The sequence below is a fragment of the Pantoea sp. S-LA4 genome, from assembly GCF_054482835.1.
In genome coordinates this window covers 874791-901193 of sequence record NZ_JBTLRC010000002.1, presented here as the reverse complement: position 1 = coordinate 901193, position 26403 = coordinate 874791, and the positions used below count along the sequence as shown (strand labels likewise).

Genomic DNA, 26403 nt, shown 5'->3' with positions numbered 1-26403 from the left:
GAATCCTCTTAATGGGTGGCGCCGCCAGCCAGTTTCAGATCCTCAGCGGTTTCCAGCGTGATCCGGACCGCAATCTCCAGCGCCTGAATCACATTCGCGGCCGACATGCTTGGCGCGCCCGGATGCTGCGCCGCCTGTTCCGGCAGATAAGGAATGTGGATGAAACCGCCGCGCACCGGCGTCTCCTGCTGTGCCAGCCAGTGCAGCAGGCCATACATCACCCGGTTGCAGGTAAAGGTGCCGGCAGTCTGGGAGACCGAGGCGGGAATCCCCGCCTCACGCAGTGCGGCGACAATCGCCTTGATCGGCAGACGCGAGAAATAGGCCGCCGGGCCATCCGCGACAATCGCTTCATCCACCGGCTGACGGCCGGCATTATCGGGGATACGCGCGTCATCAACGTTAATACCGATGCGTTCAACGGTAATGTCGCTGCGCCCGCCCGCTTGCCCAACCGACAGAATCGCATCCGGTTTTATCTCATCCAGCGCCTGGTAAAGCACATCCAGCACGTCAGAAAAGACCACCGGCAGCTGACGGATAACGATCCGCGCGCCAGCAATCTCTTTGCCTTCCAGCGCACTGACCGCTTCCCACGAGGGGTTAATGCTTTCACCGCCAAAGGGTTCAAAGGCGGTCATCAGGACAGTTTTCATTCAGCCTCACAGGAACATCAGGAAATAGAGCAGGAAAATGTTAACGATTAACAGTAGCACACCGGTCGGGACCTGAGCTTTGATCACCGCGTTACGGTCCGGCAACTCCAGCAGCGCCGCCGGGACGATGTTAAAGTTAGCCGCCATCGGCGTCATCAGCGTGCCGCAGTAACCGGAGAACATCCCGATGGCGGCCATCACCGCCGGGTTGCCGCCGTGCTGCAGCACCAGAATCGGGATGCCCACGCCAGCGGTGATAATCGGAAACGCAGCAAAGGCGTTACCCATCACCATGGTCAGCAGCGCCATACCGCCGGCATAAACCGCCACCGCGATAAAGCGGCTGTCCACCGCCAGATACGTTTCCGTCAGATGAGAAATCGCACTGCCGACCCCAGCCGTGGTAAACAACAGGCCGAGGGTGGCGAGGATTTGCGGCAGAATAAACGCCCAGCCGATCGCATCGAGCAGCCGTCGCGTCTCCTGCATCGACTGCACCGGTTTCTCATGAGTCAGTTTCAGCGCCACCAGCCAGCCGATCAGGCAGCCGATCATCATCGAAAACAGCGTTACCAGCGTCGCATGGTTACCGGGACCAAACACCCACTCCTGTAAGCCTGGAATATGGTTAAAAGCCAGCACGCCTGCCACCGTCACCACCGGGATCGCCAGCGCTGGCAGGAACAGTTTATTGCGCAGTCGCAGCGCGCTGGCCTGTTTTTCTTCATCAGTGCGCTGATGATAGCGGCCCAGCTTCACGCCGCCTAAGCCAGCGATCAAGGCCATCACCACCACCGCGACGCCGACGCCAATGTTCAGCATTCGGGTGCCGGCTGCCGCCGATCCCATCCACTGCGTCATCAGGTGCGTGGTCCAGTCGCCGACCAGAAAAATCAGTCCATACAGCGCCCAGAACAGACCGGTGGTCACGCGGCGCGGATTGGCGCGGTCGCCCCAGGAAAGAATGGCCACCACCAGCAGGATCAGGCCTGCCAGCCACATCAGATATTGTTGCTGAAACATCACTGCCCTCCTTTGGCTTTCAATGCCTGACCGTTCAGCGTCTGTAACTCACGCGCCAGGCGACGATCCAGCCGCACCAGACGGGCCGAGTGGATCAGAAAGGCGGCCACAGCGGTCGGGATGCCCCACAGGGCGATATGCAGCGGTTCGGTCTGGATCCCGGCCGACTCCTGCATAAAGTTGTGCATGAAGATGATGGCGCCAAAGGCGACAAAAATATCCTCGCCAAAGAACAGGCCGACGTTATCGGTGGCCGCTGACATGGCGCGCAGGCGATGGCGCACCTCTGGCGAGACGTCACCGTAGCGATTTTCCGTCGCCCCTTCCGCCATCGGTGCCAGCAGCGGGCGCACCATCTGCGGATGCCCGCCGAGGCTGGTCAGCCCCAGCGCTGCAGTCAGTTCGCGCACCAGCAGATAGACGATCAGCAGACGTCCGGCGGTAGCCGTCTTAATCTGGGCGATCCACGCCTGCGCCCGCTCTTTCAGACCGTGACGTTCCAGCAGACCAATGACCGCCAGCGGCAGCAACAGAATCAGCGGCAGGTTACGAGTGTTAAGAAAGCCTGAACCGAGCTTTTCCAGAATATCGGCTAGCGGCATCATGGCCGCTAAACCAGTAACGAAACCGGCGACAATCACCACCAGTACCGGATTAAAACGTAATACGAAGCCGATGATAATGGCTGCAATGCCAAGCAGCGGCCAGAGATTTACTACGCTATCCATCTTTTCCCCTTAGAGTATGAAAAAGCCCGGATAGAGCCGGGCTAAAAGTATTTCAGGCGCTGGTTACGCAGATTTGCTGAGCGGCAAAAGCATCACGCAGTCGCCGGGCAAACTGCAGCGCATGTGCACCGTCGCCATGCAGGCAGACGGTTTGCGCCTTAACCGCGACCCATTCCCCGCTGATACTCTGTACTCTGCCCTGCTGTACCATATTCAGCGTTTGATCAATCGCCTGCTGTTCATCCTCAATCAGCGCACCGGGCTGACTGCGCGGCACCAGCGCTCCGCTGCTGAGGTAACCGCGGTCAGCAAACACCTCTTCACGGGTACGCAGACCGTAGTGCGCCGCCGCCCGAATCGATTCGCTGCCCGCCAGTCCAACCATAATCAGCTGGCTGTCCACTGCCTTGATCGCGCGGGCAATGGCATCAGCCAGCACCGCGTCTGCCGCCGCCTGGTTGTAGAGCATACCGTGCGGCTTAACATGCACCAGCCGCGCGCCTTCGCTTTCTGCCAGACTTTTCAGCGCCCCAATCTGATAGATCATCTGGGCGTAGACCGTTTCCGGCGGCAACTGCATCGCGCTACGGCCAAAGTTCTCGCGATCGGGGAAAGCCGGATGCGCCCCAATGGCCACACCCGCCGCCTGCGCCCAGCGCACCGATTGCAGCATGGTCTGTGCATCACCGGCGTGAAAGCCACAGGCGATGTTAGCGGAGCTGACCAGTTGCAGCAGTGCGCGATCGCTGTCGCAGCCTTCGCCCAGATCGGCATTTAAATCAATCTTCATCAGCGAGTCCCCATACCATCTGATCCAGCGCCCGTTGCTGGTGCTGACGCGCCTGCATCGCCTCCGGCAAGGTGCAATGAATAAAGTGAATCGGTTCACCCAGGCGGATTTGCGCCAGGTGATAGAGATCGGCCTCAATGATGCAGGCGATACGCGGATAGCCGCCGGTGGTCTGGGCATCCGCCATCAGCACGATCGGCTGACCGTTAGGCGGCACCTGCACCACGCCAGGCACCAGACCGTGCGACAGCAGTTCGCGCGAGGTTTCCCGGTTGAGCTGACGCCCCTCCAGCCGGTAACCCATCCGGTTGCTTTGCGGGCTGAGTTTCCACGCGGTGCGCCAGAATGCCTGCTGCGCCTCGCGACTAAATTCGTGATATTCCGGCCCAGGCAGCGCCCGGATGCGGTTGCCCCACAGCAGTTGCCGCACGCCCGTCTTGCGCGAAAACTGGCGGGTCGGTTTCCCGAGCGGCAGACAGTCGCCATCCTGCAGTTTACGTCCGTGGAAACCGCCAAATCCGGCTTTCAGATCGGTGCTGAATGAACCGAGCATTTCAGGCAGATCGAAGCCACCCTGCACCGCCAGATAACTGCGCATTCCGCGCACCGGCATCGCCAGTGACAGCACCTGCCCTTTTTTAACCGGGGTACGCCAGCCGGTCCACACCGGCTTACCGTCCAGCTCGGCGTTACAGCCTGCGCCGGTCAGCGCAAACCAGCCTGCGCGGGTAAATTCCGCTTTGAACTGGCCCAGCACCATCTCCACCACCGCGCTATCAGGGGAATTACCCACCAGCAAGTTAGCGGTGGTCATGGCGGGCTGATCCAGCACCCCACCGAGGCTGATGCCATACTGTCGCCAGCCGTGACGGCCCGCATCCTGAATCGTCGCTGCCAGTCCGGCCCGCAGAATCCTCAACATACGCCCTCCTTTTGCGGTACAAAGCGCACGGTATCGCCGGGACGCAGTAACGTCGGCGGTTGTTGCAGCGGATCGAACAGCGCGATGGGCGTCTGACCGATTAACTGCCAGCCGCCCGGTGACGCCAGCGGATAAACACCGGTCTGGCTGCCGCCGATACCCACCGAGCCCGCGGGTACTGAGACCCGTGGCTCTGCCCGCCGTGGCGTATGCAGGCGCGGATCAAGCCCACCCAGATAGGGGAAGCCGGGCTGGAAACCGATAAAATAGACCACATATTCGCTGCTGCTGTGCAGCTCAACTACCTGACTGACCGAGAGCGAGGCCTGCTCCGCCACCACCGCCAGGTCCGGACCCGCTTCGCCGCCATAGATCACCGGAATATCAACCTGACGCGACGCTGGCAACTGCGCTTCACTCTCCTCCCACCAGCGCTGTAAACGCTCAATGGCGTCCAGCGCGCTCTGCTGCGGATCACGCAGTATCAGGGTGATGTTGTTCATGCCGGGGATCACCTCCAGCACGCTCCCAAACGCCTGCAGGCGCTGATTCAGTCCCCAGATTCGTTGCTGGCTGGCCAGCGATATCGGGGGTTCAAGCTCCAGCACCACCGCGCGCTCACCCAGTAAATAACAACGTGCTCGTTGCAACAGCGACCTCCCGTTAAGCTGAAATCCGGCGCGCCAGAAACATTCAGGCGCACGGCTCAGCCGTTTGCTTATCTACTCAAAGCAAATAGTTATGCGAAAGTGACAGAGGCGTGTCAACAGATTTAGGTCCTGCACGGGATGCAGGACCTGTGGAGTAGGATCAGGCAGGGTTGGGAATATCGATAAAAGTGACATCCAGGCCGTGGTGCTGTGCCAGCCACTCGCCCAGTGCTTTAACGCCACCGCGTTCGGTCGCATGGTGACCGGCGGCGAAGAAGTGCAGCCCCTGTTCACGCGCGCTGTGAATCGTCTGCTCCGACACTTCGCCGGTGATATAGGCATCGACGCCAAAGGCGGCGGCCTGATCGATAAAGCCCTGTCCGCCGCCGCTGCACCAGGCGATACGACGAATCAGCGCGGGCGCGTTATCACCGCAGTGCAGCGGTTCACGTCCCAGCTTATCGGCGATGCGCTGCGCCAGCTGCTGACCGGAAAGGGGCTCAGCCAGTTCACCCCAGAACACCAGCGGCATCACTTCGCCGCGTACGTCGATCTCCAGCAGCTTCGCCAGCTGGGCGTTATTGCCGAGCTGCGGATGCGCGTCGAGCGGCAGATGCCAGCCATACAGGTTGATATCATTCGCCAGCAGCGTGCGCAGGCGACGCCGCTTCATGCCTTTAATCGCGGCAGGTTCGTTTTTCCAGAAATAGCCGTGATGCACCACGATCGCATCCGCCTGGCGCGCCACCGCTTCATCCAGCAGCGCCTGACAGGCGGTGACGCCGGTGATCACTTTTTTCACTTCGCTGCGGCCTTCGACCTGCAAACCATTCGGGGCGTAATCGCTGAAGTTCTGGCTTTCCAGTTGCTGATTGATCAGCGTTTCAAGTTGGTAATGATTCATCGTGGCTCCTTGATCGCCTCAGGCAGCGCTTTTTGCCCGCTCAAAGGCGTCTAATGTCTTTTTACGTGCGGCCTTATGTTCCACGATCGGTGCCGGATAATCGAGTTTCTTCTGATTTTTCGCGGCCCACAGCAGCGGCTGATGAATGTCGCTGTCCGGCACTTCCGCCAGCTCCGGCAGATAGTGACGAATAAAGGCGCCCTGCGGATCAAAGCGTTCGCCCTGGGTGGTCGGATTAAAGATGCGGAAATAGGGTGCGGCATCGGTACCGGTTGAAGCTGCCCACTGCCAGCCGCCATTATTCGCCGCCAGGTCGCCATCAATCAGCTGCTGCATGAAGTAGCGTTCGCCTTCGCGCCAGTCGATCAGCAGGTCTTTAACCAGAAAGCTGGCGGTGATCATCCGCAGCCGGTTATGCATCCAGCCCAGCGTGTTCATCTGCCGCATTGCCGCATCGACAATCGGATAGCCGGTTTTCCCCGCTTTCCAGGCCTCAAAATGGGCAGAGTTACGCTGCCATTCAACATGCCGCGTCCAGCCGATAAACGGCTGATGTTTGCACAGCGCCGGCCAGGCCACCAGCAGATGACGATAAAACTCGCGCCAGATCAGCTCATTCAGCCAGCTAAAGGCACGGCTGTTATCCAGCGCGTCCGGGTGTTCATGCAGCACCCGATGCAGACACTGACGAGGCGACAGTACACCGGTTGCCAGATAAACCGACAACCGACTGGTGCTGTCCCGCGACGGCAGATCGCGCTCAGCGGGATAGTCGAGCACGGAGTCGGTCGCAAACTGCCGCAGGCGTTTCAGGGCCGCCGCTTCGCCGGGCGGAAACAGCGTTTCATCAACGCTGTCGACAGGATAATCAAAGGGCGGTATCGGGGTGCTTTTCAGTGGCGCACCGTGACGCGCTTTGGGCGCAGGCACGCATTCCGGCAGGCCTTGCTGCAGCCTTCGGACAAAAGCCTTGCTGAAAGGGGTAAAGACTTTATACATCGAGCGGTCACCGCTCTGCACGCTGCCGGGCGGCAGCAGCAGACTGTCATCAAATCCCTGACAGATCACGCCGGCGGCGTCGAGACGCTTCTCGGCATCGGCATCACGCTGGCGTTCGTTGACTTCATACTGATAGTTATAGAACAGCTGGTCGACCTGCTGCTGCTGGCAAAACGCCACCAGAGAATCGACCGCATCGCTAAAGGTTTCACACGCCTGATAATGCAGCGCAATGCCGCGCTCGGCCAGCGATTCCGCCAGCAGTTGCAGGCTGGCATGGATGAAAGCCGCCTGCCTCGGTGACATATCATGCTGCTGCCACTGTTTCGGCGTGGCGAGATAAAGGGCAGTCACCCTGGCTTCACTGTCGCGGCAGGCGGCGTGCAGGGCCAGATTATCGTTGAGGCGTAAATCGTTACGCAGCCAGACCAGATGGGTGGTCATAACACTCCTGAATTATTGTCCGTAACGTAAACGCAGCGCTTCGGGATAGGGATCGAAGTAGCGTTGCTCAGCCAGCCAGGGATGCGGAAACTCCGCCATGTAATGTTTAAGAATGGTGATCGGCACCAGCAGCGGTTGCGTCCCCTGACGGTAACGATCAATCAGCGTCGCCAGCTCCTGACGCTGTGGTGAACTTAACTGACGGCGGAAATAGCCCTGAACGTGCATCAGAACGTTAGTATGGTTCCGGCGTGAAGCGGGCCGTGACATCAGCGCCATCATCCGGTTGCGGTATTCGAAGGCGAACGCCTCCAGCGACGCCCACTCGCTCATTGAGGCCACAAACGGCCCCAGCTCGCGGTATTTTTCCTGCGAATGGGCCAGCATCAGTAACTTATAGCGGCTGTGGAAGGCAATCAGACGGTGACGGGTCAGGCCGCTTTGCCACATCTGGTTAAACTCATGCAGCGCGCAGATACGGCCAATGAAATTTTCACGTAGCGCAGGATCGTGCAGTCGCCCATCTTCTTCCAGCGGCAGCCACGGCATTTCACGCTGCAAAAACTCAGCAAAAATACCGGTGCCGGCTTTACGATTGTTATTGGTCTCTGGCTCGTAAACCCGCACCCGCTCCATGCCGCAGCTGGGAGATTTGGCGCACAGGATATAACCTGACAGATGATGCAACGATTTCACGCGCTCGGCTGACCAGTCACGCATCCGGTCAGTCACCTCTTCCCCGCCATCTTTACTGAAGCACAGATGCAGTGCCTCATCGCCCTGGTCAACCAGGCGTAAAGCGGGACGCGGTGTGGGCAGACCGATCGCCATTTCAGGGCAGATCGGCTCGAACCGCACAAAAGGCGTGAGATCTTCGGTAGCAAAAGTAAGGCGCTTGTGTCCACCGTCAAATCTGACGCTTTCACCAAGCAAGCAGGCACTGATTCCCACCGGGATTTTTTCGCTCATACTTGTACAACCTCCGAAATCTTGTAGAGGTTTAAGTGTAGCGTAAAATGGTCAGGAAAACAGGGTGGCCCGGTAGTTTTGTCGCCGGAACCTAAGAAAAAACGCAAAAAAAAGCCTGGTCAGGTGACCAGGCTGATTCAGCGGGAAACGCCCTTACCAGAAAGCGCCGCCGGCAGCTTCAGATTGCGCCAGCCATACCGGCTTCGCGCTGGTTTTGCACCACATCCGATGCAGATAGCTGTAGAAACGCGCGCGATCCTGACGAAACAGCATCACCGGTAACGCCACGACGCCGAGAAGCACCACCAGCGTGCGACGCAAAATGATTTTGGAACGTGGATAAGCCTGATACATGGTTATCGCCTCCCGGTCAGTTAAAAGGTGTGAGTGTGATCTGTGTCTAAGATTACGCCGTATTGTGTAATTTTACTACTCATCTGACCACTTATTTGACCGGAATTTTGCCGTTTAAGAATTAACCTGTAATTAAGTTACATAATTGTTACCCGTGAGTTACCGTCAGGTTGAACCCAGCCCTGCGCAACCGGCACGGACGGCGGAATAATTTATTGGTAAAGTATGACCTCACTGTTTACTCAAGGCAGGTTTGCGTGACCACGGTTTTAATCGTTGAAGATGAAAAAGAGATCCGCCGCTTTGTCCGGCTGGCGCTGGAAAATGAAGCCCTGAAAGTCTTCGATGCCGATACGTTGCAACGCGGCTTGATTGAGGCCGCAACGCGTAAGCCCGATCTGGTGATCCTTGATTTAGGCCTGCCGGATGGTGATGGCACCGATTTTATCCGTGACCTGCGTCAGTGGAGCGCGGTGCCGGTGATTGTACTGTCAGCGCGCAGCGACGAGCAGGATAAAATCGCGGCGCTGGACGCCGGAGCTGATGACTATCTGACCAAGCCGTTCGGCATTGGTGAACTGCTGGCACGCGTCCGTGTGGCGTTGCGGCGTCACAGCAGCCAGCAGCCCGATGCCCGCGTCAGTTTTGCGGATGTCAGTGTCGATTTTGCTGCGCGGCGGGTACAGCGTAGCGGTGAGGAGATCCATCTCACGCCGATAGAGTTTCGCCTGTTAAGCATTCTGCTTAACAATGCCGGCAAAGTGCTGACCCAGCGCCAGCTGCTGAGCCAGGTATGGGGACCGAATGCGGTAGAGCACAGCCACTATCTGCGCATCTATATGGGACATCTGCGGCAAAAGCTGGAAGCGAACCCAACCCAGCCGGTACATCTGCTGACCGAAACCGGCATTGGCTACCGCTTTATGCCATAAAAAAAGGCGCCCGCGGCGCCTTTTTCACTGCCCGATGACTCAGGCGTTTTTCAGCACTTCGCTGACAATCTCAACCGCTTCTTTCTCGATCTGCGCGCGGTGTTCAGCACCCAGGAAGCTTTCACAGTAGATTTTGTAGGCGTCTTCGGTGCCTGACGGACGGGCAGCGAACCAGCCGTTGTCCGTCATCACTTTCAGACCACCAATCGATGCGCCATTACCTGGTGCAGCGGTCAGTCGCGCGGTGATTGGATCACCGGCCAGCGTATCGGCGCTCACCATCTCAGGGGACAGCTTCGACAGCGCGGCTTTCTGCGCAGAAGTCGCTGAGGCCTGCAGACGGTTGTAGCTTGGCGCACCAAAGCGCTCAGCCAGTTCATCGTAGTGCTGCTGCGGGTTTTTACCGGTGACAGCGGTGATCTCTGCTGCCAGCAGGCACATGATGATGCCGTCTTTGTCGGTTGACCACGGCGTACCATCGAAGCGCAGGAATGAGGCACCGGCGCTCTCTTCGCCGCCGAAACCAAAGCTGCCGTCATACAGACCATCAACGAACCATTTAAAGCCAACCGGGACTTCAACCAGCTTACGACCAATGTCGTTAACCACACGGTCGATCATTGCGCTGGAAACCAGCGTTTTACCCACGGCAACGTCCTGGCCCCACTGCGGACGATGCTGGAACAGGTAGTTGATCGCCACCGCCAGATAGTGGTTAGGATTCATCAGACCCGCCGGGGTCACAATGCCGTGACGGTCATAATCGGGATCGTTACCGAATGCCAGATCGAACTTGTCACGGTAAGCCAGCAGGCCTGCCATGGCGCACTCTGATGAGCAGTCCATACGAACCACGCCATCTTTATCCAGATGCATGAAGCGGAAAGTCTGATCGACCGCGTCATTCACCAGCGTCAGGTCCAGCTTGTAGTGCTCGGCGATACGCTGCCAGTAAGCAATACCGGAACCACCCAGCGGATCAACGCCGATTTTCAGACCAGCTTTCTGAATCGCCGGGAAGTCGATCACCTGCGCCAGACCTTCAACGTAAGGCTGGATCAGATCTTTCTCGACCACATGGCCGCTGGCCAGTGCCTGATCGATCGGCAGACGTTTGACCTCTTTCAGGCCATCTTTGATCAGCTGATTGGCACGATCTTCAACCACTTTGGTGACGTTGGTATCAGCCGGTCCGCCGTTCGGTGGATTGTACTTGATGCCGCCATCTTCTGGTGGGTTGTGCGAAGGGGTAATCACGATGCCGTCGGCCAGTGCGCCACCCGCTTTATTGTGCTCAAGAATGGCGTTCGAGATAGCAGGCGTTGGCGTATAACCATTGTCCTGCTGCACGATCACATCAACACCGTTCGCTGCCAGCACTTCCAGTACCGACAGAATCGCCGGCTCGGACAGCGCGTGCGTATCTTTACCGACGTAGCACGGACCGGTGATGCCGTTCTTTTTACGCTCTTCAGCGATCGCCTGAGCAATCGCCAGAATGTGCATCTCGTTGAAGCTGTGACGCCCTGCACTACCGCGATGGCCAGAGGTGCCAAACTTCACCGCATGTTCCGGGTTCGCCACATCGGGCTGCAGGACATAATATTGTGACGTTAATTGTGCAACGTTAATCAAATCGCTCTGCTGGGCGGGTTGCCCGGCACGGGGGTGATTGGCCATTGGCGCTTCTCCCTGACGCTTCAGTTTAAATGGTGCCGCAAACTTTCTCTGTCAGTTCCTGCGGGAACTGCATGGAGAGCATGATGTGTTCGACCATGCTGCATTTGCGACCAGTATTGGTATTAGTGATCACCCAGTACGGTGTGCCGGGTACGTGCTTCGGCTTAGTATGGGTGCCATTTTGCAACAGCGTATGCTCATCACCCGCAAAATAGACGCGGGTACGGCCCTGCAGAGATGCAGTCGCCTCAGCAAAGGCTGCGGTATCAAGACGATAGAGCGTTGACAAGATTAGCATAAAGCGATTAACCGCCCGCTTCTGCTCCGCATATTCATCAGACAGCATCAGCTCGCGCATGGCGCGTACCCGATCCTGTGGACGTGAACCGACCACCGCAGGCTGAGTCTCTTTCGCCGCACCGGATGCCGCGTTTTGCGCAGGCGCCGCGGGCGCAGTCTGACCGGCCGTGAACTTCAGCATACGACGCAGAATGTCGGATGCGCTTTCACCAATGTGTTGCGTGTGGCTGGCAATATAACGGTAGAGCTCTTCGTCAACTTCGATCGTTTTCATCTTATTCCGTACGGTTCTTTCTCATGACAGAACCACCTGTATCCTGAAAAGCCCTTAACATAGTTTGGCGATTCGAAAGGTGAGCGGGTTCTAACATGAGGATTATAAAGTTAAATTCAGGCGGGTTGTTAGCAATCAAACGGTTTACGGGCAAAAGTCAGAATATGTCCTAATGCCGCCGGAACCGGCGCGCCTGAAAAGGTGAATCCATGATAACCTAAGCTTAGGTCTCAAACTTAAGAACTTTGCCATGATTTTGAACGCCCGTCTGCAAACTGAACAATCCCCCACCGATTCCCTGCCCATCCTGCTGATCCACGGCCTGTTCGGGACGCTGGATAACCTTGGCGTGCTGGCTCGCGGGCTGAAAGATGCCGGCCCGCTGCTGCAGGTTGATGTGCGCAATCATGGATTATCACCGCGATCCGATGAGATGAACTACGCTGTGATGGCACAGGATATGTTTGACACGCTGGATGCCCACGGCATCGATCGGGTGGCGGTGATCGGTCATTCGATGGGCGGAAAAATCGCCATGACCATGAGCGCACTGGCACCGGCGCGCATTGCCCGTCTGGTGATGATCGATATCGCCCCGGTGGATTATCAGACCCGCCGCCACGACACCATTTTTGCGGCGATCCGCGCGGTCACGGAAGCGGGCGTCACCTCGCGCAGTGAGGCGGCGCAAATCATGCGCGGCGTCATTGATGAAGAAGGCGTAATCCAGTTTCTGCTGAAATCGTTCCAGCAGGGCGAATGGCGCTTCAACGTGCCGGTACTGTGGGACAACTATGCCACCATCTCTGGCTGGCAGCCGGTGCCCGCCTGGCCGCATCCGGCGTTGTTTATCCGCGGCGGCGACTCCAGCTATCTGGATAATCAGTACCGGGATGCGTTGATTGCACAGTTCCCGGCGGCCCATGCGCATGTGATCAGCGGCGCGGGACACTGGGTACACGCAGAGAAACCGGATGCGGTATTACGCAGCGTTCGTCGCTTTTTTGCGCTTTAAAAGCAAATACCTGGCGGTAAATGTTTAGGATTGGCGTCGGAAGTTAGCCTGGAGTATGATGGCGCGCTAAAATTTTGCCGCCGGTCATTTTGCCGCGGTAACGGCCAATAATTTATAATCTGCGCGGCGAGCGTCTGGCGCCCGCACCATTCAGTTTCACTAAGCCATGGCAAAAGAACACACTGACCGCACGACGCTCGATCTGTTTGCTGATGAGCGCCGCCCTGGTCGACCCAAAACCAGTCCGCTTTCGCGTGATGAACAGCTGCGCATCAATAAGCGCAATCAACTGAAACGTGACAAAGGACGCGGGCTTCGCCGTGTCGAACTGAAAATGAACAGTGAAGCCGTCGAAGCGCTCAATACGCTGGCAGAACAGCGTAATCTCAGCCGTAGCGAATTGATTGAACAAATGCTGCTGGCGCAACTCAAACTGGATTAATGCGGGCAAAACGCACGCAGAGGCAAATGTCGAGGCTTTAACCGTTCCGCGGGTTTGCCTCGTCTGCTATTATTCGCTGAATTGTGCTGCGGCACACATCTCATCATCAGGATTTAAGAGGTTATTTTACTCATGGCACTCGTAGGCATCTTCTTTGGCAGCGATACCGGTAACACCGAAAACATTGCAAAAATGATCCAGAAACAGCTGGGTAAAGACGTTGCAGAAGTCCACGACATCGCGAAAAGCACTAAAGAAGATCTGGAAGCGTTTGACATCCTGCTGCTGGGTATCCCGACCTGGTATTACGGTGAAGCGCAGTGCGACTGGGATGACTTTTTCCCGACGCTGGAAGAGATCGATTTCAACGGCAAACTGGTTGCCCTGTTTGGCTGTGGCGATCAGGAAGATTATGCCGAGTATTTTTGTGACGCGATGGGCACCATCCGCGACATCATTGAGCCGCATGGCGCCGTGATCGTCGGTCACTGGCCAACCGAAGGTTATCACTTCGAGGCCTCAAAAGGTCTGGCGGATGATACGCACTTCCTGGGCCTGGCCATTGATGAAGATCGCCAGCCTGAGCTGACCAATGCGCGCGTTGAGCAGTGGGTGAAGCAGATCTTTGATGAACTGCAGCTCAAAGAGATCCTCGAAGCCTGATGCTCTCCGCCTCAATGTGAGCGCCAGCTCACATTGAGGCAATGGAAATTCCTATAGAAATAATAGCCACATTTTTTTAACTTTCTTCGTTTAATCTGTAGAATACCCGCATCGATCTTCCGCTTATTTTCTCTGGCAGCAGATAGGGCTAAGCGAAATGTTAACAGACTCCTGCAGAAATCCTCCCCGGCTCGGTGACGTATCCCATACAGCCCATGGTGATTTAGGCACTCCCCTCGGTTTTCATTTCACGGCTTCAGTTCTATAATGAGACGCAAATGAGAATGGGTGTAGATCGACATTCAAGGCCAAGCGCCACAAAAGTGAATATTAGTAACAGGACAAAATCCGCATGACTGACAACAATACCGCATTAAAGAAGGCTGGCCTGAAAGTCACGCTGCCCAGACTGAAAATTCTGGAAGTGCTTCAGGAACCTGAGTGCCATCACGTCAGCGCGGAAGATTTGTACAAACGCCTGATCGATATCGGCGAAGAGATTGGTCTGGCCACCGTTTATCGTGTGCTGAACCAGTTTGATGATGCCGGCATTGTGACCCGTCACAATTTCGAAGGCGGCAAGTCGGTGTTTGAACTGACTCAGCAGCATCACCACGATCACCTGATCTGCCTGGACTGCGGTAAAGTGATCGAGTTCAGCGATGAGTCGATCGAAACCCGTCAGCGGGAAATCGCGACCCGCCACGGCATTAAGCTGACGAACCACAGCCTTTATCTCTATGGTCACTGCGCGCTGGGTGACTGCCGTGAAGATGAAACGCTGCACGATCAGTAACACTGATCCTGCCTGATATAAAAAAACCGGTTCACAGACCGGTTTTTTTTCGTCCTTACTACGCCGGGTCGTCAGGCGACCAGCGTTTCCTGCAGGTAACGCCAGCGCGGAATCGAGGTGCTGCAGTCGAGAATCGCCAGCGCGATGCGGCTCTGATTATCGCCATTCAGCATCTGCATCTCCCGATACTGTACCGTCACTTCCTGATCGTGATGTGAAATAATGACGTGCTCACAGGTGGCGATACGCATGCCTTCCCGCTTGCCGTGCAGCTGACGGAAAAGTTCTTCCACTTCGTTCAGGTTTAGCTGATTTCCCCGTGGCGTTACCATGCGAAATTCAGGGTGGAAATAGGACATCATCAGTTCAAAACTGTCATCGGATCCGGCAGGCTGATTGAAAATACGTTCAATAAGCTGATGTAAAACGACGACACTGTGTTTGGCTTCCTGGGCGAGAACGGTCATTTTTTTTCCTTATATCACTCGCTGCGCTCTGTCTGAGTGCGCATAGCCTACCTGAACGCCGATAATTCACATCTGGTAATTGATTAATTTTTTTAAACTCAGATTTCTCTCACAAATTTGTAACAACCACGGAACCCGGCTTGCAGCACAAACCTCGGCGATGGCAGAAATCAGGACAATAAAAAAGGGCGATAAGTCGCCCTTTTGTCATTTTATCAGCCAGCGTTAATGATTATTCGCCGCTTTTAGTCCAGGTGTCTCGCAAACCGACGGTACGGTTAAACACCAGCTGTGACGGCTTCGAATAGACGCTGTCGGCACAGAAATACCCTTCACGCTCAAACTGATACGGTGTGGTTGCTTCCACATCGCGCAGGCCCGGCTCAACAAAGCCCTGTTTGATGGTCAGTGAATCCGGATTGATGACCGACAGGAAATCGTCTGCCGCGGCCGGGTTTGGCACGCTGAACAGGCGGTCGTAGAGACGAAACTCTGCGGGCTGCGCATGGTCTGCTGATACCCAGTGGATCACGCCTTTTACCTTACGGCCATCTGCAGGATCTTTGCTCAGGGTATCCACATCGCTGGTGCAGTAGATGCAGGTGATGTTGCCCGCATCATCTTTCGCCACCCGCTCAGCACGGATCACATAAGCGTTGCGCAGGCGAACTTCTTTGCCCAGCACCAGACGCTTATATTGCTTGTTAGCCTCTTCGCGGAAATCCGCCCGATCGATCCAGATCTCACGGCTGAACGGCACCTCACGCGTTCCCATCTCCGGTTTAGAAGGATGGTTAGGCATGGTGATGGTTTCATGATGGCCCGCTGGCAGGTTTTCAATCACCACTTTCAGTGGATCAAGCACCGCCATCGCGCGTGGCGCATTCTCGTTGAGATCGTCACGAATGCACGATTCCAGCGACGCCATTTCCACAATATTGTCCTGCTTGGTGACACCAATACGGCGGCAGAACTCGCGGATTGAGGCGGCGGTATAACCGCGACGGCGTAAGCCAGAAACGGTCAGCATGCGTGGATCATCCCAGCCTTCAACGTGCTTCTCGGTCACCAGCTGAGTCAGTTTGCGTTTCGACATCACCGCATACTCAAGATTCAGGCGAGAGAACTCATACTGACGTGGATGCACCGGAATAGTGATGTTGTCCAGCACCCAGTCGTAGAGACGACGGTTATCCTGGAACTCCAGCGTACAGAGTGAATGCGTGATGCCTTCCAGCGCATCGGAGATGCAGTGGGTAAAGTCATACATCGGATAGATGCACCACTTGTTACCGGTCTGGTGGTGTTCAGCGAACTTAATCCGGTACAGCACCGGATCACGCATCACGATAAAGTTAGAGGCCATATCGATTTTTGCGCGCAGACAGGCTGTACCTTCAGCAAATTCCCCGTTACGCATTTTCTCGAACAGAGCCAGGTTCTCTTCCACGCTGCGGTCGCGATAGGGACTGTTTTTGCCCGGCGCGGTCAGAGTGCCACGATATTCGCGGATCGCTTCCGGGGTCAGCTCGTCGACGTAAGCCAGCCCTTTATTGATCAGTTCAATCGCATAGTTGTAGAGCTGATCAAAATAGTTTGATGAGTAACAAACCTCACCGCTCCACTCAAAGCCCAGCCATTTGACGTCACGCTTGATGGATTCGACGAACTCCACATCCTCTTTTACCGGATTGGTATCGTCGAAACGCAGGTTACATTGCCCCTGGTAATCCTGGGCGATGCCAAAATTCAGACAGATCGATTTCGCATGACCAATGTGCAGATAGCCATTGGGCTCCGGCGGAAAACGGGTATGCACGCTGCTGTGCTTACCGCTCGCCAAATCTTCGTCGATGATCTGACGAATAAAGTTAGTTGGGCGGGCTTCAGCCTCACTCATCTCAAAAATCCTCAATACGAATAGCGGGTGATTTGTACCACGAAGTAACGGAGTATGATCCACAAAGCGCCAGAGGGAAACAACCGTTTGTTAAGCCTTTAAAACAAAAAAGGCAGGAATCGCTTCCTGCCTTGTGGGTTCTGTTGCGGGGATTAGCCTTTCACTTCATACAGCGGGGTTTCACCCGCCACCACCTGGCCGCTGGCCAGCAATGTCAGACCAGCGAAATCATCGCTGTTGCTGACCACCACCGGACTCACCATCGAGCGGGCATTGGCATTCAGGAAATCAAGGTCCATCTCCAGCACAGGTTGACCGGCCACCACGCTGGCGCCCTCTTCCACCAGGCGGGTAAAGCCTTTTCCTTCCAGCGCCACGGTGTCCAGCCCCATGTGCACCACAATCTCAACGCCGTTGTCAGTTTCCAGACAGAAGGCGTGATTGGTATTAAAGATTTTCACCAGCGTACCGGCGATCGGTGCCACTACCCATTTATCGCTGGGTTTGATCGCCAGACCGTCGCCCACCGCTTTGCTGGCAAAGGCTTCATCCGGCACATCATCCAGCGCCACGACTTCACCGCTGACCGGTGCCAGTAACGTAGCAATCACTCGCTTTTCACTGTTCAGCACCGCCTGCGGTTTCACTTCCGGGGCGGCGGCTGGCGTAGCGCTGCTGCTGGCCGTTGCGGCGACCGGGCCTTTAGTCAGCACTTTTTTCATCGCCGAAGCGATGCTTTCTGCCTGGGTACCGACGATGATCTGCACGCTCTGCTTGTTAAGACGAATCACCCCGGACGCGCCAAGACGTTTCGCCACGCTTTCATTAACCTGGGCCGAATCATTGACGTTAAGGCGCAGACGGGTAATACAGGCATCGATGCTGGTTAAGTTTTCAGAGCCGCCAATCGCACCGATGTAACGGCGCGCCAGCGTCTCTGTTGCACTTTCACCGTTGTCAGTTTTATCGACGTTAACGTCGTAGCCATCGCTTTCATCACCGGCTACCGCCAGCTCACGGCCTGGGGTCATCAGGTTGAATTTTTTGATGGTGAAACGGAACACCACATAGTAGATGACGAAGAACACCAGCCCCTGCGGAATCAGCATGTACCAGTGGGTTGCCAGCGGGTTGCGGGTCGACAGAAACATATCCACCAGCCCGGCGCTGAAGCCGAAACCGGCAATCCAGTGCATACTGGCCGCGATGAAGACCGAAATACCGGTCAGCACGGCGTGGATCAGATAGAGCACCGGTGCCACGAACATAAAGGAAAATTCCAGTGGTTCGGTAATACCGGTGAAGAAGGCCGCAAAGGCTGCCGCCAGCATGATACTGCCGACTTTTACGCGGTTTTCCGGCCGTGCGCAGTGGTAAATCGCCAGCGCGGCACCCGGCAGACCGAACATCATAATCGGGAAGAAGCCCGCCTGATAACGACCGGTGATGCCGACCGTTGCCGATCCGTCAGCCAGCGACTGAGCACCGCCGAGGAATTTAGGAATATCGTTAATACCGGCCACGTCGAACCAGAACACCGAGTTCAGGGCATGATGTAAACCGACCGGAATCAGCAGACGGTTAAAGAAGGCGTAGATGCCCGCACCAGCCGAGCCAAGTTTCTGGATATGTTCGCCGAAATTGACCAGACCGTTAAACACGACCGGCCAGATATACATCAGGATAAAGGCGACTAAGATCATCAGGAACGACACCAGAATCGGTACCAGTCGGCGTCCGCTGAAGAACGAGAGCGCTTTAGGCAGCTCGACGTGACTGAAGCGGTTATAGACTTCCGCTGATAAAATACCGACCAGGATACCGACAAACTGGTTTTCGATTTTGCCAAAGGCAGCAGGCACCTGCTCCAGCGGTATTTTCTGAATCATCGCCACCGCAGCCGGTGAACAGAGCGTGGTGACCACTAAAAATCCGACGAAGCCGGTCAGCGCCGCTGCGCCGTCCTTGTCTTTGGACATTCCGTAAGCGATACCGATAGCGAACAGCACTGACATGTGTTCGATGATAGCGGCACCGGATTTAATCAGCAGCGCGGCCAGCGCATTATCCGCACCCCAGCTGACGGGATCGAGATAGTAACCGACCCCCATTAATATCGCTGCCGCTGGCAGGGTCGCCACCGGCACCATTAGCGCACGGCCTACCTTCTGTAAGTAACCTAACATTTACCCTTCCCCCTATGAGCCTGCTTATCGCTCTGCGCCGCTTTATGTTGTTATGTCGGCAGCAAAGACCTTAATGACACTTCATATCACGCTGCGAAGTGTAATGATAAATTAATTCGCCTCGCAAATTAAAACCACCACTATTGTGACTTTTATCACCTAAAAACATCCTTTGATACGGCAACATCTGGCTATAGCCGCAAACTTATTTTATGATCCGAAATATTGAGGCGCACTCAGCCCGTGGCGGGATGACATAATCCGTTTAGGCTAATGAGTAACACAACCGATTCGCGCCCTCCTATCCATTTCCTAATTGAGGTGAAACATGAGACTGATTCCTTTAGCCATCCCGACCCAGGTCGGCAAATGGGCCGCACGCCACATTGTGAACCGGATTAACGCCTTCAACCCAACGGCAGATAAACCCTTTGTGCTGGGACTGCCGACCGGCGGAACCCCGCTCGAAGCCTACAAGCACCTGATTGAGATGCATAAAGCGGGCCAGGTTAGCTTTAAACATGTTATCACTTTCAATATGGACGAATATGTCGGCCTGCCGAAAGAGCATCCGGAAAGCTACCACAGCTTCATGTATCGCAACTTCTTTGATCATGTTGATATTCAACCAGAAAACATCAATCTTCTGAATGGTAATGCGCCGGATATTGACGCAGAATGTCGCCAGTACGAAGAGAAAATTCGCGCGCTGGGCAAAATTCACCTGTTTATGGGCGGCGTCGGTAACGATGGTCACATTGCCTTTAATGAACCGGCCTCTTCACTGGCTTCCCGTACCCGGATTAAAACTCTGACCCATGACACCCGCGTGGCAAACTCGCGCTTCTTTAACGGCGATGTGGATCAGGTGCCAAAATATGCGCTGACGGTGGGTGTCGGTACTCTGCTGGACGCGGAAGAAGTGATGATTCTGGTTACCGGACACGTTAAAGCCCAGGCGCTGCAGGCGGCGGTTGAAGGAAACGTGAATCACATGTGGACCATCAGCTGTCTGCAACTGCACCCGAAATCGGTGGTGGTGTGTGATGAGCCGGCCACCATGGAACTGAAAGTGAAAACCGTGAAGTATTTCCGCGAGATGGAAGCGGAAAATATGAAAGGCGTGTAACACAAAACGTTGTCATACCTGCTGTTGCCACAGGCAGCAGCAGGTCAGGACGGGAGAGAAGAGATGTACGCACTTGTTAATGGCCGGATCTATAGCGGCCACCAGATTCTGGATAATCACGCCGTGGTGATTGCCAATGGCCGCATTGACCGCGTGATCCCACGTGAGTCGCTGCCCGCAGACGTGGAGCAGCGCGATATGGCCGGCGCCATCATTGCTCCCGGCTTTATCGATCTGCAGCTCAATGGCTGCGGCGGCGTTCAGTTTAATGACGACATTGACGCGCTCAGCGTTGAGACGCTGGAAATTATGCAGCGCGCTAATCAGAAGTCAGGCTGCACCAGCTTTTTACCGACGCTGATCACCAGCAGCGACGAATTAATGCAGCGCGCAATTGAAACCATGCGCGCTTATCTGCAGAAACATCAGCATCAGGCGCTGGGACTGCATCTGGAAGGCCCGTGGCTGAGCAAAGCGAAGAAAGGCACCCATAATCCGGCGCTGATTCGCCTGCCGGATGCTGCGCTGGTGCAATACCTGTGCGAAAACGCGGATGTGATCACAAAAGTGACGCTGGCCCCGGAAAATGCGGGCAGCGATGTGATTCGTCAGCTGACTGAAGCGGGTATCATCGTCTCTGCCGGGCATTCAAACGCCACCTATGAAGAGGCCAAAGCTGGTTTCTCCGCTGGCGTCAGCTTTGCTACGCACCTGTATAACGCCATGCCGACCTTTGCCGGTCGTGAACCGGGTCTTATCGGTGCGCTGTTTGATTCGCCTGATGTATACTGCGGCATCATTGCGGATGGTTTACATGTTCATTACGCCAATGTCCGCAACGCAAAACGCATTAAAGGCGATAAGCTGGTGCTGGTAACCGATGCCACTGCACCCGCTGGCGCGGCGATCAGCGAATTTATTTTTGCTGGTAAAACAATCTATTATCGTGATGGTCTGTGCGTTGATGAAAACGGCACGCTGAGCGGCTCTGCCCTCACCATGATCGAAGCAGTACAAAACAGTGTTGAACATGCTGGCATTGCACTGGATGAAGCGTTGCGCATGGCGTCACTCTACCCGGCACGGGCGATGGGCGTGGAAAGGCAGTTGGGATCGATCGAAGCAGGAAAAATCGCGAACCTGACTGTGTTTACGCGCGACTTTAAAATCATTAAGACGTTTGTCAACGGAGACGACGTCCTGAGCGAGTAAGCACTGAATGACCACTGGCGGCCAGTCACAAATAGGAAATGTCGATCTTGTTAAGCAACTCAATAGCGCAGCCGTTTACCGGCTGATTGATCAACAGGGGCCGATATCGCGCATTCAGATAGCCGAACTCAGTCAGCTTGCGCCCGCCAGCGTCACTAAAATTACGCGTCAGTTGATTGAGCGCGGCTTGATCAAAGAGGTCGATCAGCAAGCCTCTACCGGCGGTCGCCGCGCCATCTCTATCATCACTGAAACCCGCCATTTCCACACCATCGGCGTCCGGCTCGGACGCAATGATGCCACCCTGACGCTGTTTGATCTGAGCGGTAAATCCCTGGCGCAGGAGGATTATGCGCTGCCGGAACGTACTCAGGAGACGCTGCAGCATGCACTGTTCAACGCCATCAGCGCCTTCATTGAGCAGCACCAGCGCAAGATCCGCGAGCTGATTGCCATCTCGGTCATCCTGCCCGGATTGGTTGACCCGATTAACGGCGTGATCCGCTATATGCCGCACATTGCCGTCAGTCACTGGCCGCTGGTTTCCAGCCTGAAAGCGCGCTTTAACGTGACCAGCTTTGTCGGTCACGATATTCGCAGCCTGGCGCTGGCTGAGCACTATTTTGGCGCAAGCCGCGACTGTGCCGACTCCATTCTGGTGCGCTTACATCGCGGCACCGGAGCCGGCATTATTGCCAACGGCCATATTTTTCTCGGCAGCAACGGTAACGTCGGGGAGATTGGTCACATTCAGGTCGATCCGCTGGGGGAACGCTGCCACTGCGGTAATTTTGGCTGCCTCGAAACCATCGCCGCCAACGGCGCGATTGAAAACCGGGTGCGTCACCTGCTGAATCAGGGCTACCCCAGCGTACTGACGCTCGAGGCGTGCCAGATGTCGCACATCTGTAAAGCGGCCAATCAGGGCGATGCGCTGGCCTGTGAAGTGGTTGAATATGTTGGCCGTTACCTCGGCAAAGCCATCGCCATTGCCATCAACCTGTTTAATCCGCAAAAAGTGGTACTGGCCGGTGAAATCACCGACGCGGAGAAAGTGTTGCTGCCGGCAATTGAAGGCTGCATTAATACCCAGGCTCTCGCCGCGTTCCGCAAAAATCTGCCGGTGGTCCGCTCAACCCTGGATCATCGTTCGGCAATCGGCGCCTTTGCGCTGGCAAAACGTGCCATGCTTAACGGCATTCTGCTGCAACATCTTCTCGAAGAATAAGCTCAGCCTGCCGCTCTGGCGGGCCACATCGGATCTGACTATGACCATTAAAAGCGTAATTTGTGACATTGATGGCGTGCTGATGCACGACAATACGGCAGTTCCCGGCGCGCAGGAGTTTTTGCAGCGCATTCTGGCGAAAGAGATGCCGCTGGTGCTGCTGACCAACTACCCTTCGCAAACCGAGCAGGATCTGGCGAACCGTTTTGCTTCGGCGGGCGTTGAAGTGCCGGATTCGGTGTTCTATACCTCGGCGATGGCCACGGCAGACTTTCTGCGCCGCCAGGAAGGCAAAAAAGCCTATGTGATTGGTGAAGGCGCGCTGATCCATGAACTCTACAAAGCGGGCTTTACCATCACCGATATCAACCCCGATTTTGTCATCGTTGGGGAAACGCGCTCGTTCAACTGGGACATGATGCACAAGGCCGCTTTTTTTGTCGCCAACGGCGCGCGGTTCATTGCCACAAACCCGGATACCCATGCGCGCGGCTTTGTTCCCGCCTGTGGCGCGCTCTGTGCCGGCATTGAGAAGATTTCCGGCCGCCGCCCGTTCTACGTCGGTAAACCGAGTCCGTACATTATGCGTGCGGCCCTGAACAAGATGCAGGCGCACTCGGAAGAGACGGTGATTGTCGGTGACAATCTGCGCACCGATATTCTGGCCGGTTTTCAGGCCGGGCTGGAGACGGTGCTGGTGCTGTCTGGCGTATCAACCTTAAGCGATATCGATGCCATGCCATTCCGGCCAGACTGGATCTACCCTTCCGTCGCGGATATTGACCTATTCTGATGCCTTTTTCTTATGACGCATCGGGCTAAAGCGTGATGCGTCCCCTCTTTTCGACCGATTACCCGCCCTTTCCTTCGGCTAAAATTCAGCCAGAAAATGCATTTCATTATCGATTCGACAATAAAATTGCCGTTAAATTGAAGTTTATTCAAATTTATCGCCATACCAACAATCTTTTTGTCAGTAAATCGTGATTCTTCTTGCATTGAATGCACCAAATAGCGCATTTTCTTATACATCACGCAGCGTCAGGCTGCCGGACAAACGCAAAAGATAACATCGCCGTAAGGTGAGATCAGGAGTCAGTTATGTGTTCAATTTTTGGTGTGCTGGATCTGAAAACCGATCCTGTTGAGCTGCGCAAAAAAGCGCTGGAATGTTCACGCTTAATGCGTCATCGCGGCCCGGACTGGTCTGGCGTCTATGCCGATGACCATGCCATCCTGGCGCATGAACGCCTCTCAATCGTTGACGTCAACAATGGCGCACAGCCGCTGTACAACGCCGACCACACTCACGTCCTGGCGGTTAACGGCGAAATCTATAACCATCAGGCGCTGCGCGCAGAGCTGAGCGACCGCTATCAGTTCCAGACCGGATCTGACTGTGAAGTCATCCTGGCGCTGTATCAGGAAAAAGGCGTTGATTTCCTCGACGATCTGGAAGGTATGTTCGCCTTCATTCTGTATGACAGCGTTAAAAAAAGTTACCTGATTGGCCGCGATCACATCGGCATCATCCCGCTCTATATGGGTAACGATGAGCATGGCAACCTCTATGTCGCGTCAGAGATGAAAGCGCTGGTGCCGGCCTGCCGTTCAATCAAAGAGTTCCCGCCGGGAAGCTATCTCTCCAGCACCGATGGTGAAATCCGTCGCTACTGGCAGCGTGACTGGATGGAATATAAAAATGTCGAACACAACACCACCGACGCTGCCGGCCTGAAACATGCGCTGGAAGAGTCAGTGAAAAGCCATCTGATGTCTGATGTGCCTTACGGCGTGCTGCTGTCGGGCGGACTCGATTCCTCAATCATCTCTGCCGTCACCAAGCGCTTTGCCGCTAAGCGGGTAGAAGATCAGGATAAAAGTGATGCCTGGTGGCCACAGCTGCACTCATTCGCGGTGGGCCTGGAAGGATCGCCCGATCTGAAAGCGGCCAAATCGGTTGCAGAACATCTCGGCACGGTGCACCACGAAATTCATTTCACCGTGCAGGAAGGTCTGGATGCGATTCGCGATGTGATTTACCACATCGAAACGTACGACGTCACCACCATCCGCGCGTCCACGCCGATGTACCTGATGTCACGTAAGATTAAAGCGATGGGCATCAAGATGGTGCTGTCGGGTGAAGGCGCGGATGAAGTCTTCGGCGGCTACCTCTATTTCCATAAAGCGCCGAACGCCAAAGAGTTCCACGAAGAAAACGTGCGTAAACTGCAGGCGTTGCACATGTTCGACTGCGCCCGTGCCAACAAGGCGATGTCAGCCTGGGGCGTGGAAGCGCGTGTACCTTTCCTGGATAAAAAATTCCTCGACGTGGCGATGCGCATCAACCCGGCCGACAAAATGTGTGGCAGCAACGGCAAAATGGAGAAGCACATCCTGCGTGAATGTTTCTCGTCCTACCTGCCGGAAAGCGTGGCATGGCGTCAGAAAGAGCAGTTCTCTGATGGCGTGGGTTACAGCTGGATCGACTCGCTGAAAGAGGTTGCCGCGAAGCAAATCAGCGACCAGCAGCTGGCCACCGCGCACTTCCGTTTCCCGTTCAACACGCCGGGTTCGAAAGAAGCCTATCTGTACCGTGAAATCTTTGAAGAGCTGTTCCCGTTACCGAGCGCGGCAGAGTGCGTGCCTGGTGGTCCATCCGTGGCCTGCTCCTCAGCCAAGGCGATTGAGTGGGACGAAGCATTTAAAAACATGGACGATCCTTCTGGTCGCGCCGTCGGCGTCCATCAGTCAGCCTATAAATAAGGGCGTTGAAACAGAAGAAAAATGGGCCGTTGCGGGCCCATTTTTTTCATCATCAGCGTTGTATTCACTGTAAAATTGTTGAATAAACCAGCAGCCTGGTTATAAGCCGGTCAAACAGCGGTTATCCGTAAAAAAACGGCAAAAAACTTGTTGACGCTGTTAAGTCAACTCCGCATAATGCGCCCCGCAACGCCGATGAAGGTAACGCGAAAAAAAGATGGCTACGTAGCTCAGCTGGTTAGAGCACAGCACTCATAATGCTGGGGTCACAGGTTCGATTCCCGTCGTAGCCACCATCTTTTTTTGCGGGAGTGGCGAAATTGGTAGACGCACCAGATTTAGGTTCTGGCGCCGCAAGGTGTGCGAGTTCAAGTCTCGCCTCCCGCACCATTTCATTATTCGGCAGCATGGATGGGGTATCGCCAAGCGGTAAGGCACCGGTTTTTGATACCGGCATTCCCTGGTTCGAATCCAGGTACCCCAGCCAATTTCGATGAATCTCGTGGCTGCGAGTGGACGAATGGGATATCGCCAAGCGGTAAGGCACCGGTTTTTGATACCGGCATTCCCTGGTTCGAATCCAGGTATCCCAGCCATCATCGAAATGCAGTACAATTTGGCTACGTAGCTCAGCTGGTTAGAGCACAGCACTCATAATGCTGGGGTCACAGGTTCGATTCCCGTCGTAGCCACCATATTATTGGGGTGTCGCCAAGCGGTAAGGCACTGGTTTCTGATACCAGCATTCCGGGGTTCGAATCCCTGCACCCCAGCCACACAAAAGACAATTTGAATTAACACCTATTGGGGTGTCGCCAAGCGGTAAGGCACTGGTTTCTGATACCAGCATTCCGGGGTTCGAATCCCTGCACCCCAGCCAAATTGCACAACAAAGCCCGCTTTTGCGGGCTTTGTTGTTTTTGTGCTTTACCTGAACGCTGCCAGCCAGTGAGACGGCCCGGTCTTACTCC

25 protein-coding genes and 7 tRNA genes are annotated in these 26403 nt (G+C 55.5%); 17 read left to right on the top strand and 15 right to left on the bottom strand.

Annotation, left to right across the window (positions count from 1 at the left end; translation table 11 throughout):
* Positions 1–8: 8 nt before the first annotated feature.
* The 10 genes from pcp to ACX3P5_RS05055 form a co-directional block, all read right to left on the bottom strand.
* On the bottom strand, positions 9–656 hold the full coding sequence (gene pcp / locus ACX3P5_RS05100; protein ID WP_458968371.1) for a pyroglutamyl-peptidase I: 648 nt from the start codon (positions 654–656) through the stop codon (positions 9–11).
* A gap of 6 nt (positions 657–662) precedes the next feature.
* On the bottom strand, positions 663–1682 hold the full coding sequence (locus tag ACX3P5_RS05095; RefSeq protein WP_336754874.1) for a DUF979 domain-containing protein: 1020 nt from the start codon (positions 1680–1682) through the stop codon (positions 663–665).
* Complete coding sequence (locus tag ACX3P5_RS05090; protein WP_336754873.1) at positions 1679–2407, bottom strand: DUF969 domain-containing protein; 729 nt, start codon at positions 2405–2407, stop codon at positions 1679–1681. Before ACX3P5_RS05090 ends, ACX3P5_RS05095 begins: the two co-directional genes overlap by 4 nt.
* 52 nt (positions 2408–2459) lie before the next feature.
* Complete coding sequence (gene pxpA / locus ACX3P5_RS05085; protein WP_233984895.1) at positions 2460–3197, bottom strand: 5-oxoprolinase subunit PxpA; 738 nt, start codon at positions 3195–3197, stop codon at positions 2460–2462.
* Positions 3187–4119: a 5-oxoprolinase subunit PxpC gene (gene pxpC / locus ACX3P5_RS05080; protein WP_458968370.1), complete on the bottom strand. Its 933-nt coding sequence runs from the start codon at positions 4117–4119 to the stop codon at positions 3187–3189. The genes pxpA and pxpC overlap by 11 nt, the downstream gene beginning before the upstream one ends.
* On the bottom strand, positions 4113–4769 hold the full coding sequence (gene pxpB / locus ACX3P5_RS05075) for a 5-oxoprolinase subunit PxpB (protein WP_233984897.1): 657 nt from the start codon (positions 4767–4769) through the stop codon (positions 4113–4115). Before pxpB ends, pxpC begins: the two co-directional genes overlap by 7 nt.
* Positions 4770–4929: 160 nt before the next feature.
* The gene (locus ACX3P5_RS05070) at positions 4930–5673 is read right to left on the bottom strand and encodes a type 2 GTP cyclohydrolase I (protein ID WP_233984898.1); all 744 of its coding nucleotides are present in this window, start codon (positions 5671–5673) and stop codon (positions 4930–4932) included.
* 18 nt (positions 5674–5691) lie between these two features.
* A complete protein-coding gene (gene phrB / locus ACX3P5_RS05065; protein WP_458968369.1) occupies positions 5692–7116 on the bottom strand; it encodes a deoxyribodipyrimidine photo-lyase in 1425 nt (474 codons plus the stop codon).
* Positions 7117–7128: 12 nt separating this feature from the next.
* A complete protein-coding gene (locus tag ACX3P5_RS05060) occupies positions 7129–8085 on the bottom strand; it encodes a YbgA family protein (protein WP_233984900.1) in 957 nt (318 codons plus the stop codon).
* Between the two features lie 153 nt (positions 8086–8238).
* Positions 8239–8439, bottom strand: a complete 201-nt coding sequence (locus tag ACX3P5_RS05055) for a DUF2517 family protein (protein WP_233984901.1) — start codon at positions 8437–8439, stop codon at positions 8239–8241.
* Between the two features lie 257 nt (positions 8440–8696).
* On the opposite strand from ACX3P5_RS05055, the gene kdpE reads away from it, so the two are divergent.
* The gene (kdpE, locus tag ACX3P5_RS05050) at positions 8697–9371 is read left to right on the top strand and encodes a two-component system response regulator KdpE (RefSeq protein ID WP_233984902.1); all 675 of its coding nucleotides are present in this window, start codon (positions 8697–8699) and stop codon (positions 9369–9371) included.
* A 39-nt stretch (positions 9372–9410) separates the two neighbouring features.
* Here kdpE and pgm read toward each other — a convergent pair whose 3' ends face one another.
* A complete protein-coding gene (gene pgm, locus ACX3P5_RS05045; RefSeq protein WP_336754867.1) occupies positions 9411–11051 on the bottom strand; it encodes a phosphoglucomutase (alpha-D-glucose-1,6-bisphosphate-dependent) in 1641 nt (546 codons plus the stop codon).
* Between the two features lie 25 nt (positions 11052–11076).
* A complete protein-coding gene (gene seqA, locus ACX3P5_RS05040; protein ID WP_233984904.1) occupies positions 11077–11625 on the bottom strand; it encodes a replication initiation negative regulator SeqA in 549 nt (182 codons plus the stop codon).
* 250 nt (positions 11626–11875) lie between these two features.
* Here seqA and ybfF point away from each other — a divergent pair, with 250 nt between their 5' ends.
* From ybfF to fur, 4 genes are all read left to right on the top strand, one after another.
* Positions 11876–12640 (top strand): esterase, encoded by a 765-nt coding sequence (gene ybfF, locus ACX3P5_RS05035; RefSeq protein ID WP_233984905.1) that lies wholly within the window; start codon positions 11876–11878, stop codon positions 12638–12640.
* A gap of 166 nt (positions 12641–12806) precedes the next feature.
* Positions 12807–13082, top strand: coding sequence for a LexA regulated protein (gene ybfE / locus ACX3P5_RS05030; RefSeq protein WP_069728027.1), 276 nt, complete (start codon positions 12807–12809; stop codon positions 13080–13082).
* Between the two features lie 132 nt (positions 13083–13214).
* Positions 13215–13745 (top strand): flavodoxin FldA, encoded by a 531-nt coding sequence (fldA, locus tag ACX3P5_RS05025; RefSeq protein ID WP_094119655.1) that lies wholly within the window; start codon positions 13215–13217, stop codon positions 13743–13745.
* Between the two features lie 352 nt (positions 13746–14097).
* Positions 14098–14541: a ferric iron uptake transcriptional regulator gene (gene fur, locus ACX3P5_RS05020; protein ID WP_031374805.1), complete on the top strand. Its 444-nt coding sequence runs from the start codon at positions 14098–14100 to the stop codon at positions 14539–14541.
* A 71-nt stretch (positions 14542–14612) separates the two neighbouring features.
* Here the strand turns inward: fur and ACX3P5_RS05015 are convergent, their stop codons facing one another.
* The 3 genes from ACX3P5_RS05015 to nagE all read right to left on the bottom strand — a co-directional run bounded on the left by ACX3P5_RS05015 (position 14613) and on the right by nagE (position 19094).
* A complete protein-coding gene (locus tag ACX3P5_RS05015) occupies positions 14613–15008 on the bottom strand; it encodes a hypothetical protein (RefSeq protein WP_233984906.1) in 396 nt (131 codons plus the stop codon).
* Positions 15009–15240: 232 nt separating this feature from the next.
* Complete coding sequence (gene glnS, locus ACX3P5_RS05010; protein ID WP_233984907.1) at positions 15241–16908, bottom strand: glutamine--tRNA ligase; 1668 nt, start codon at positions 16906–16908, stop codon at positions 15241–15243.
* A 152-nt stretch (positions 16909–17060) separates the two neighbouring features.
* Positions 17061–19094, bottom strand: coding sequence for an N-acetylglucosamine-specific PTS transporter subunit IIBC (nagE, locus tag ACX3P5_RS05005; protein WP_336754864.1), 2034 nt, complete (start codon positions 19092–19094; stop codon positions 17061–17063).
* 328 nt (positions 19095–19422) lie between these two features.
* On the opposite strand from nagE, the gene nagB reads away from it, so the two are divergent.
* The 12 genes from nagB to ACX3P5_RS04945 all read left to right on the top strand — a co-directional run bounded on the left by nagB (position 19423) and on the right by ACX3P5_RS04945 (position 26312).
* On the top strand, positions 19423–20223 hold the full coding sequence (gene nagB / locus ACX3P5_RS05000) for a glucosamine-6-phosphate deaminase (RefSeq protein ID WP_458968368.1): 801 nt from the start codon (positions 19423–19425) through the stop codon (positions 20221–20223).
* A 63-nt stretch (positions 20224–20286) separates the two neighbouring features.
* A complete protein-coding gene (gene nagA, locus ACX3P5_RS04995; protein WP_233984910.1) occupies positions 20287–21435 on the top strand; it encodes an N-acetylglucosamine-6-phosphate deacetylase in 1149 nt (382 codons plus the stop codon).
* Positions 21436–21442: 7 nt separating this feature from the next.
* Positions 21443–22663 carry a DNA-binding transcriptional regulator NagC gene (gene nagC, locus ACX3P5_RS04990; RefSeq protein WP_233984911.1) on the top strand — a complete coding sequence of 407 codons (1221 nt, stop codon included), beginning with the start codon at positions 21443–21445 and terminating at the stop codon, positions 22661–22663.
* Positions 22664–22703: 40 nt separating this feature from the next.
* On the top strand, positions 22704–23456 hold the full coding sequence (locus tag ACX3P5_RS04985) for an HAD-IIA family hydrolase (RefSeq protein ID WP_233984912.1): 753 nt from the start codon (positions 22704–22706) through the stop codon (positions 23454–23456).
* A 308-nt stretch (positions 23457–23764) separates the two neighbouring features.
* Positions 23765–25432: an asparagine synthase B gene (asnB, locus tag ACX3P5_RS04980; RefSeq protein WP_458968367.1), complete on the top strand. Its 1668-nt coding sequence runs from the start codon at positions 23765–23767 to the stop codon at positions 25430–25432.
* Positions 25433–25651: 219 nt separating this feature from the next.
* Positions 25652–25728 (top strand) — tRNA-Met (locus tag ACX3P5_RS04975).
* Positions 25729–25737: 9 nt separating this feature from the next.
* Positions 25738–25822, top strand: a tRNA-Leu gene (locus ACX3P5_RS04970).
* Between the two features lie 22 nt (positions 25823–25844).
* A tRNA-Gln gene (locus tag ACX3P5_RS04965) sits at positions 25845–25919 on the top strand.
* A 34-nt stretch (positions 25920–25953) separates the two neighbouring features.
* Positions 25954–26028: transfer RNA gene (locus ACX3P5_RS04960), tRNA-Gln, on the top strand.
* 22 nt (positions 26029–26050) lie between these two features.
* A tRNA-Met gene (locus ACX3P5_RS04955) sits at positions 26051–26127 on the top strand.
* Between the two features lie 6 nt (positions 26128–26133).
* Positions 26134–26208, top strand: a tRNA-Gln gene (locus ACX3P5_RS04950).
* A 29-nt stretch (positions 26209–26237) separates the two neighbouring features.
* Positions 26238–26312 (top strand) — tRNA-Gln (locus ACX3P5_RS04945).
* Positions 26313–26403 lie beyond the last annotated feature (91 nt).

Coding starts and splice junctions, on each gene's coding strand:
- pcp (WP_458968371.1), bottom strand. CDS start 656: ATGAAAACTGTCCTGATGACCGCCTTTGAACCCTTTGGCGGTGAAAGC.
- ACX3P5_RS05090 (WP_336754873.1), bottom strand. CDS start 2,407: ATGGATAGCGTAGTAAATCTCTGGCCGCTGCTTGGCATTGCAGCCATT.
- pxpA (WP_233984895.1), bottom strand. CDS start 3,197: ATGAAGATTGATTTAAATGCCGATCTGGGCGAAGGCTGCGACAGCGAT.
- pxpC (WP_458968370.1), bottom strand. CDS start 4,119: ATGTTGAGGATTCTGCGGGCCGGACTGGCAGCGACGATTCAGGATGCG.
- ACX3P5_RS05070 (WP_233984898.1), bottom strand. CDS start 5,673: ATGAATCATTACCAACTTGAAACGCTGATCAATCAGCAACTGGAAAGC.
- phrB (WP_458968369.1), bottom strand. CDS start 7,116: ATGACCACCCATCTGGTCTGGCTGCGTAACGATTTACGCCTCAACGAT.
- ACX3P5_RS05060 (WP_233984900.1), bottom strand. CDS start 8,085: ATGAGCGAAAAAATCCCGGTGGGAATCAGTGCCTGCTTGCTTGGTGAA.
- ACX3P5_RS05055 (WP_233984901.1), bottom strand. CDS start 8,439: ATGTATCAGGCTTATCCACGTTCCAAAATCATTTTGCGTCGCACGCTG.
- pgm (WP_336754867.1), bottom strand. CDS start 11,051: ATGGCCAATCACCCCCGTGCCGGGCAACCCGCCCAGCAGAGCGATTTG.
- seqA (WP_233984904.1), bottom strand. CDS start 11,625: ATGAAAACGATCGAAGTTGACGAAGAGCTCTACCGTTATATTGCCAGC.
- ybfF (WP_233984905.1), top strand. CDS start 11,876: ATGATTTTGAACGCCCGTCTGCAAACTGAACAATCCCCCACCGATTCC.
- ybfE (WP_069728027.1), top strand. CDS start 12,807: ATGGCAAAAGAACACACTGACCGCACGACGCTCGATCTGTTTGCTGAT.
- fldA (WP_094119655.1), top strand. CDS start 13,215: ATGGCACTCGTAGGCATCTTCTTTGGCAGCGATACCGGTAACACCGAA.
- fur (WP_031374805.1), top strand. CDS start 14,098: ATGACTGACAACAATACCGCATTAAAGAAGGCTGGCCTGAAAGTCACG.
- ACX3P5_RS05015 (WP_233984906.1), bottom strand. CDS start 15,008: ATGACCGTTCTCGCCCAGGAAGCCAAACACAGTGTCGTCGTTTTACAT.
- glnS (WP_233984907.1), bottom strand. CDS start 16,908: ATGAGTGAGGCTGAAGCCCGCCCAACTAACTTTATTCGTCAGATCATC.
- nagE (WP_336754864.1), bottom strand. CDS start 19,094: ATGTTAGGTTACTTACAGAAGGTAGGCCGTGCGCTAATGGTGCCGGTG.
- nagB (WP_458968368.1), top strand. CDS start 19,423: ATGAGACTGATTCCTTTAGCCATCCCGACCCAGGTCGGCAAATGGGCC.
- nagA (WP_233984910.1), top strand. CDS start 20,287: ATGTACGCACTTGTTAATGGCCGGATCTATAGCGGCCACCAGATTCTG.
- nagC (WP_233984911.1), top strand. CDS start 21,443: ATGACCACTGGCGGCCAGTCACAAATAGGAAATGTCGATCTTGTTAAG.
- ACX3P5_RS04985 (WP_233984912.1), top strand. CDS start 22,704: ATGACCATTAAAAGCGTAATTTGTGACATTGATGGCGTGCTGATGCAC.
- asnB (WP_458968367.1), top strand. CDS start 23,765: ATGTGTTCAATTTTTGGTGTGCTGGATCTGAAAACCGATCCTGTTGAG.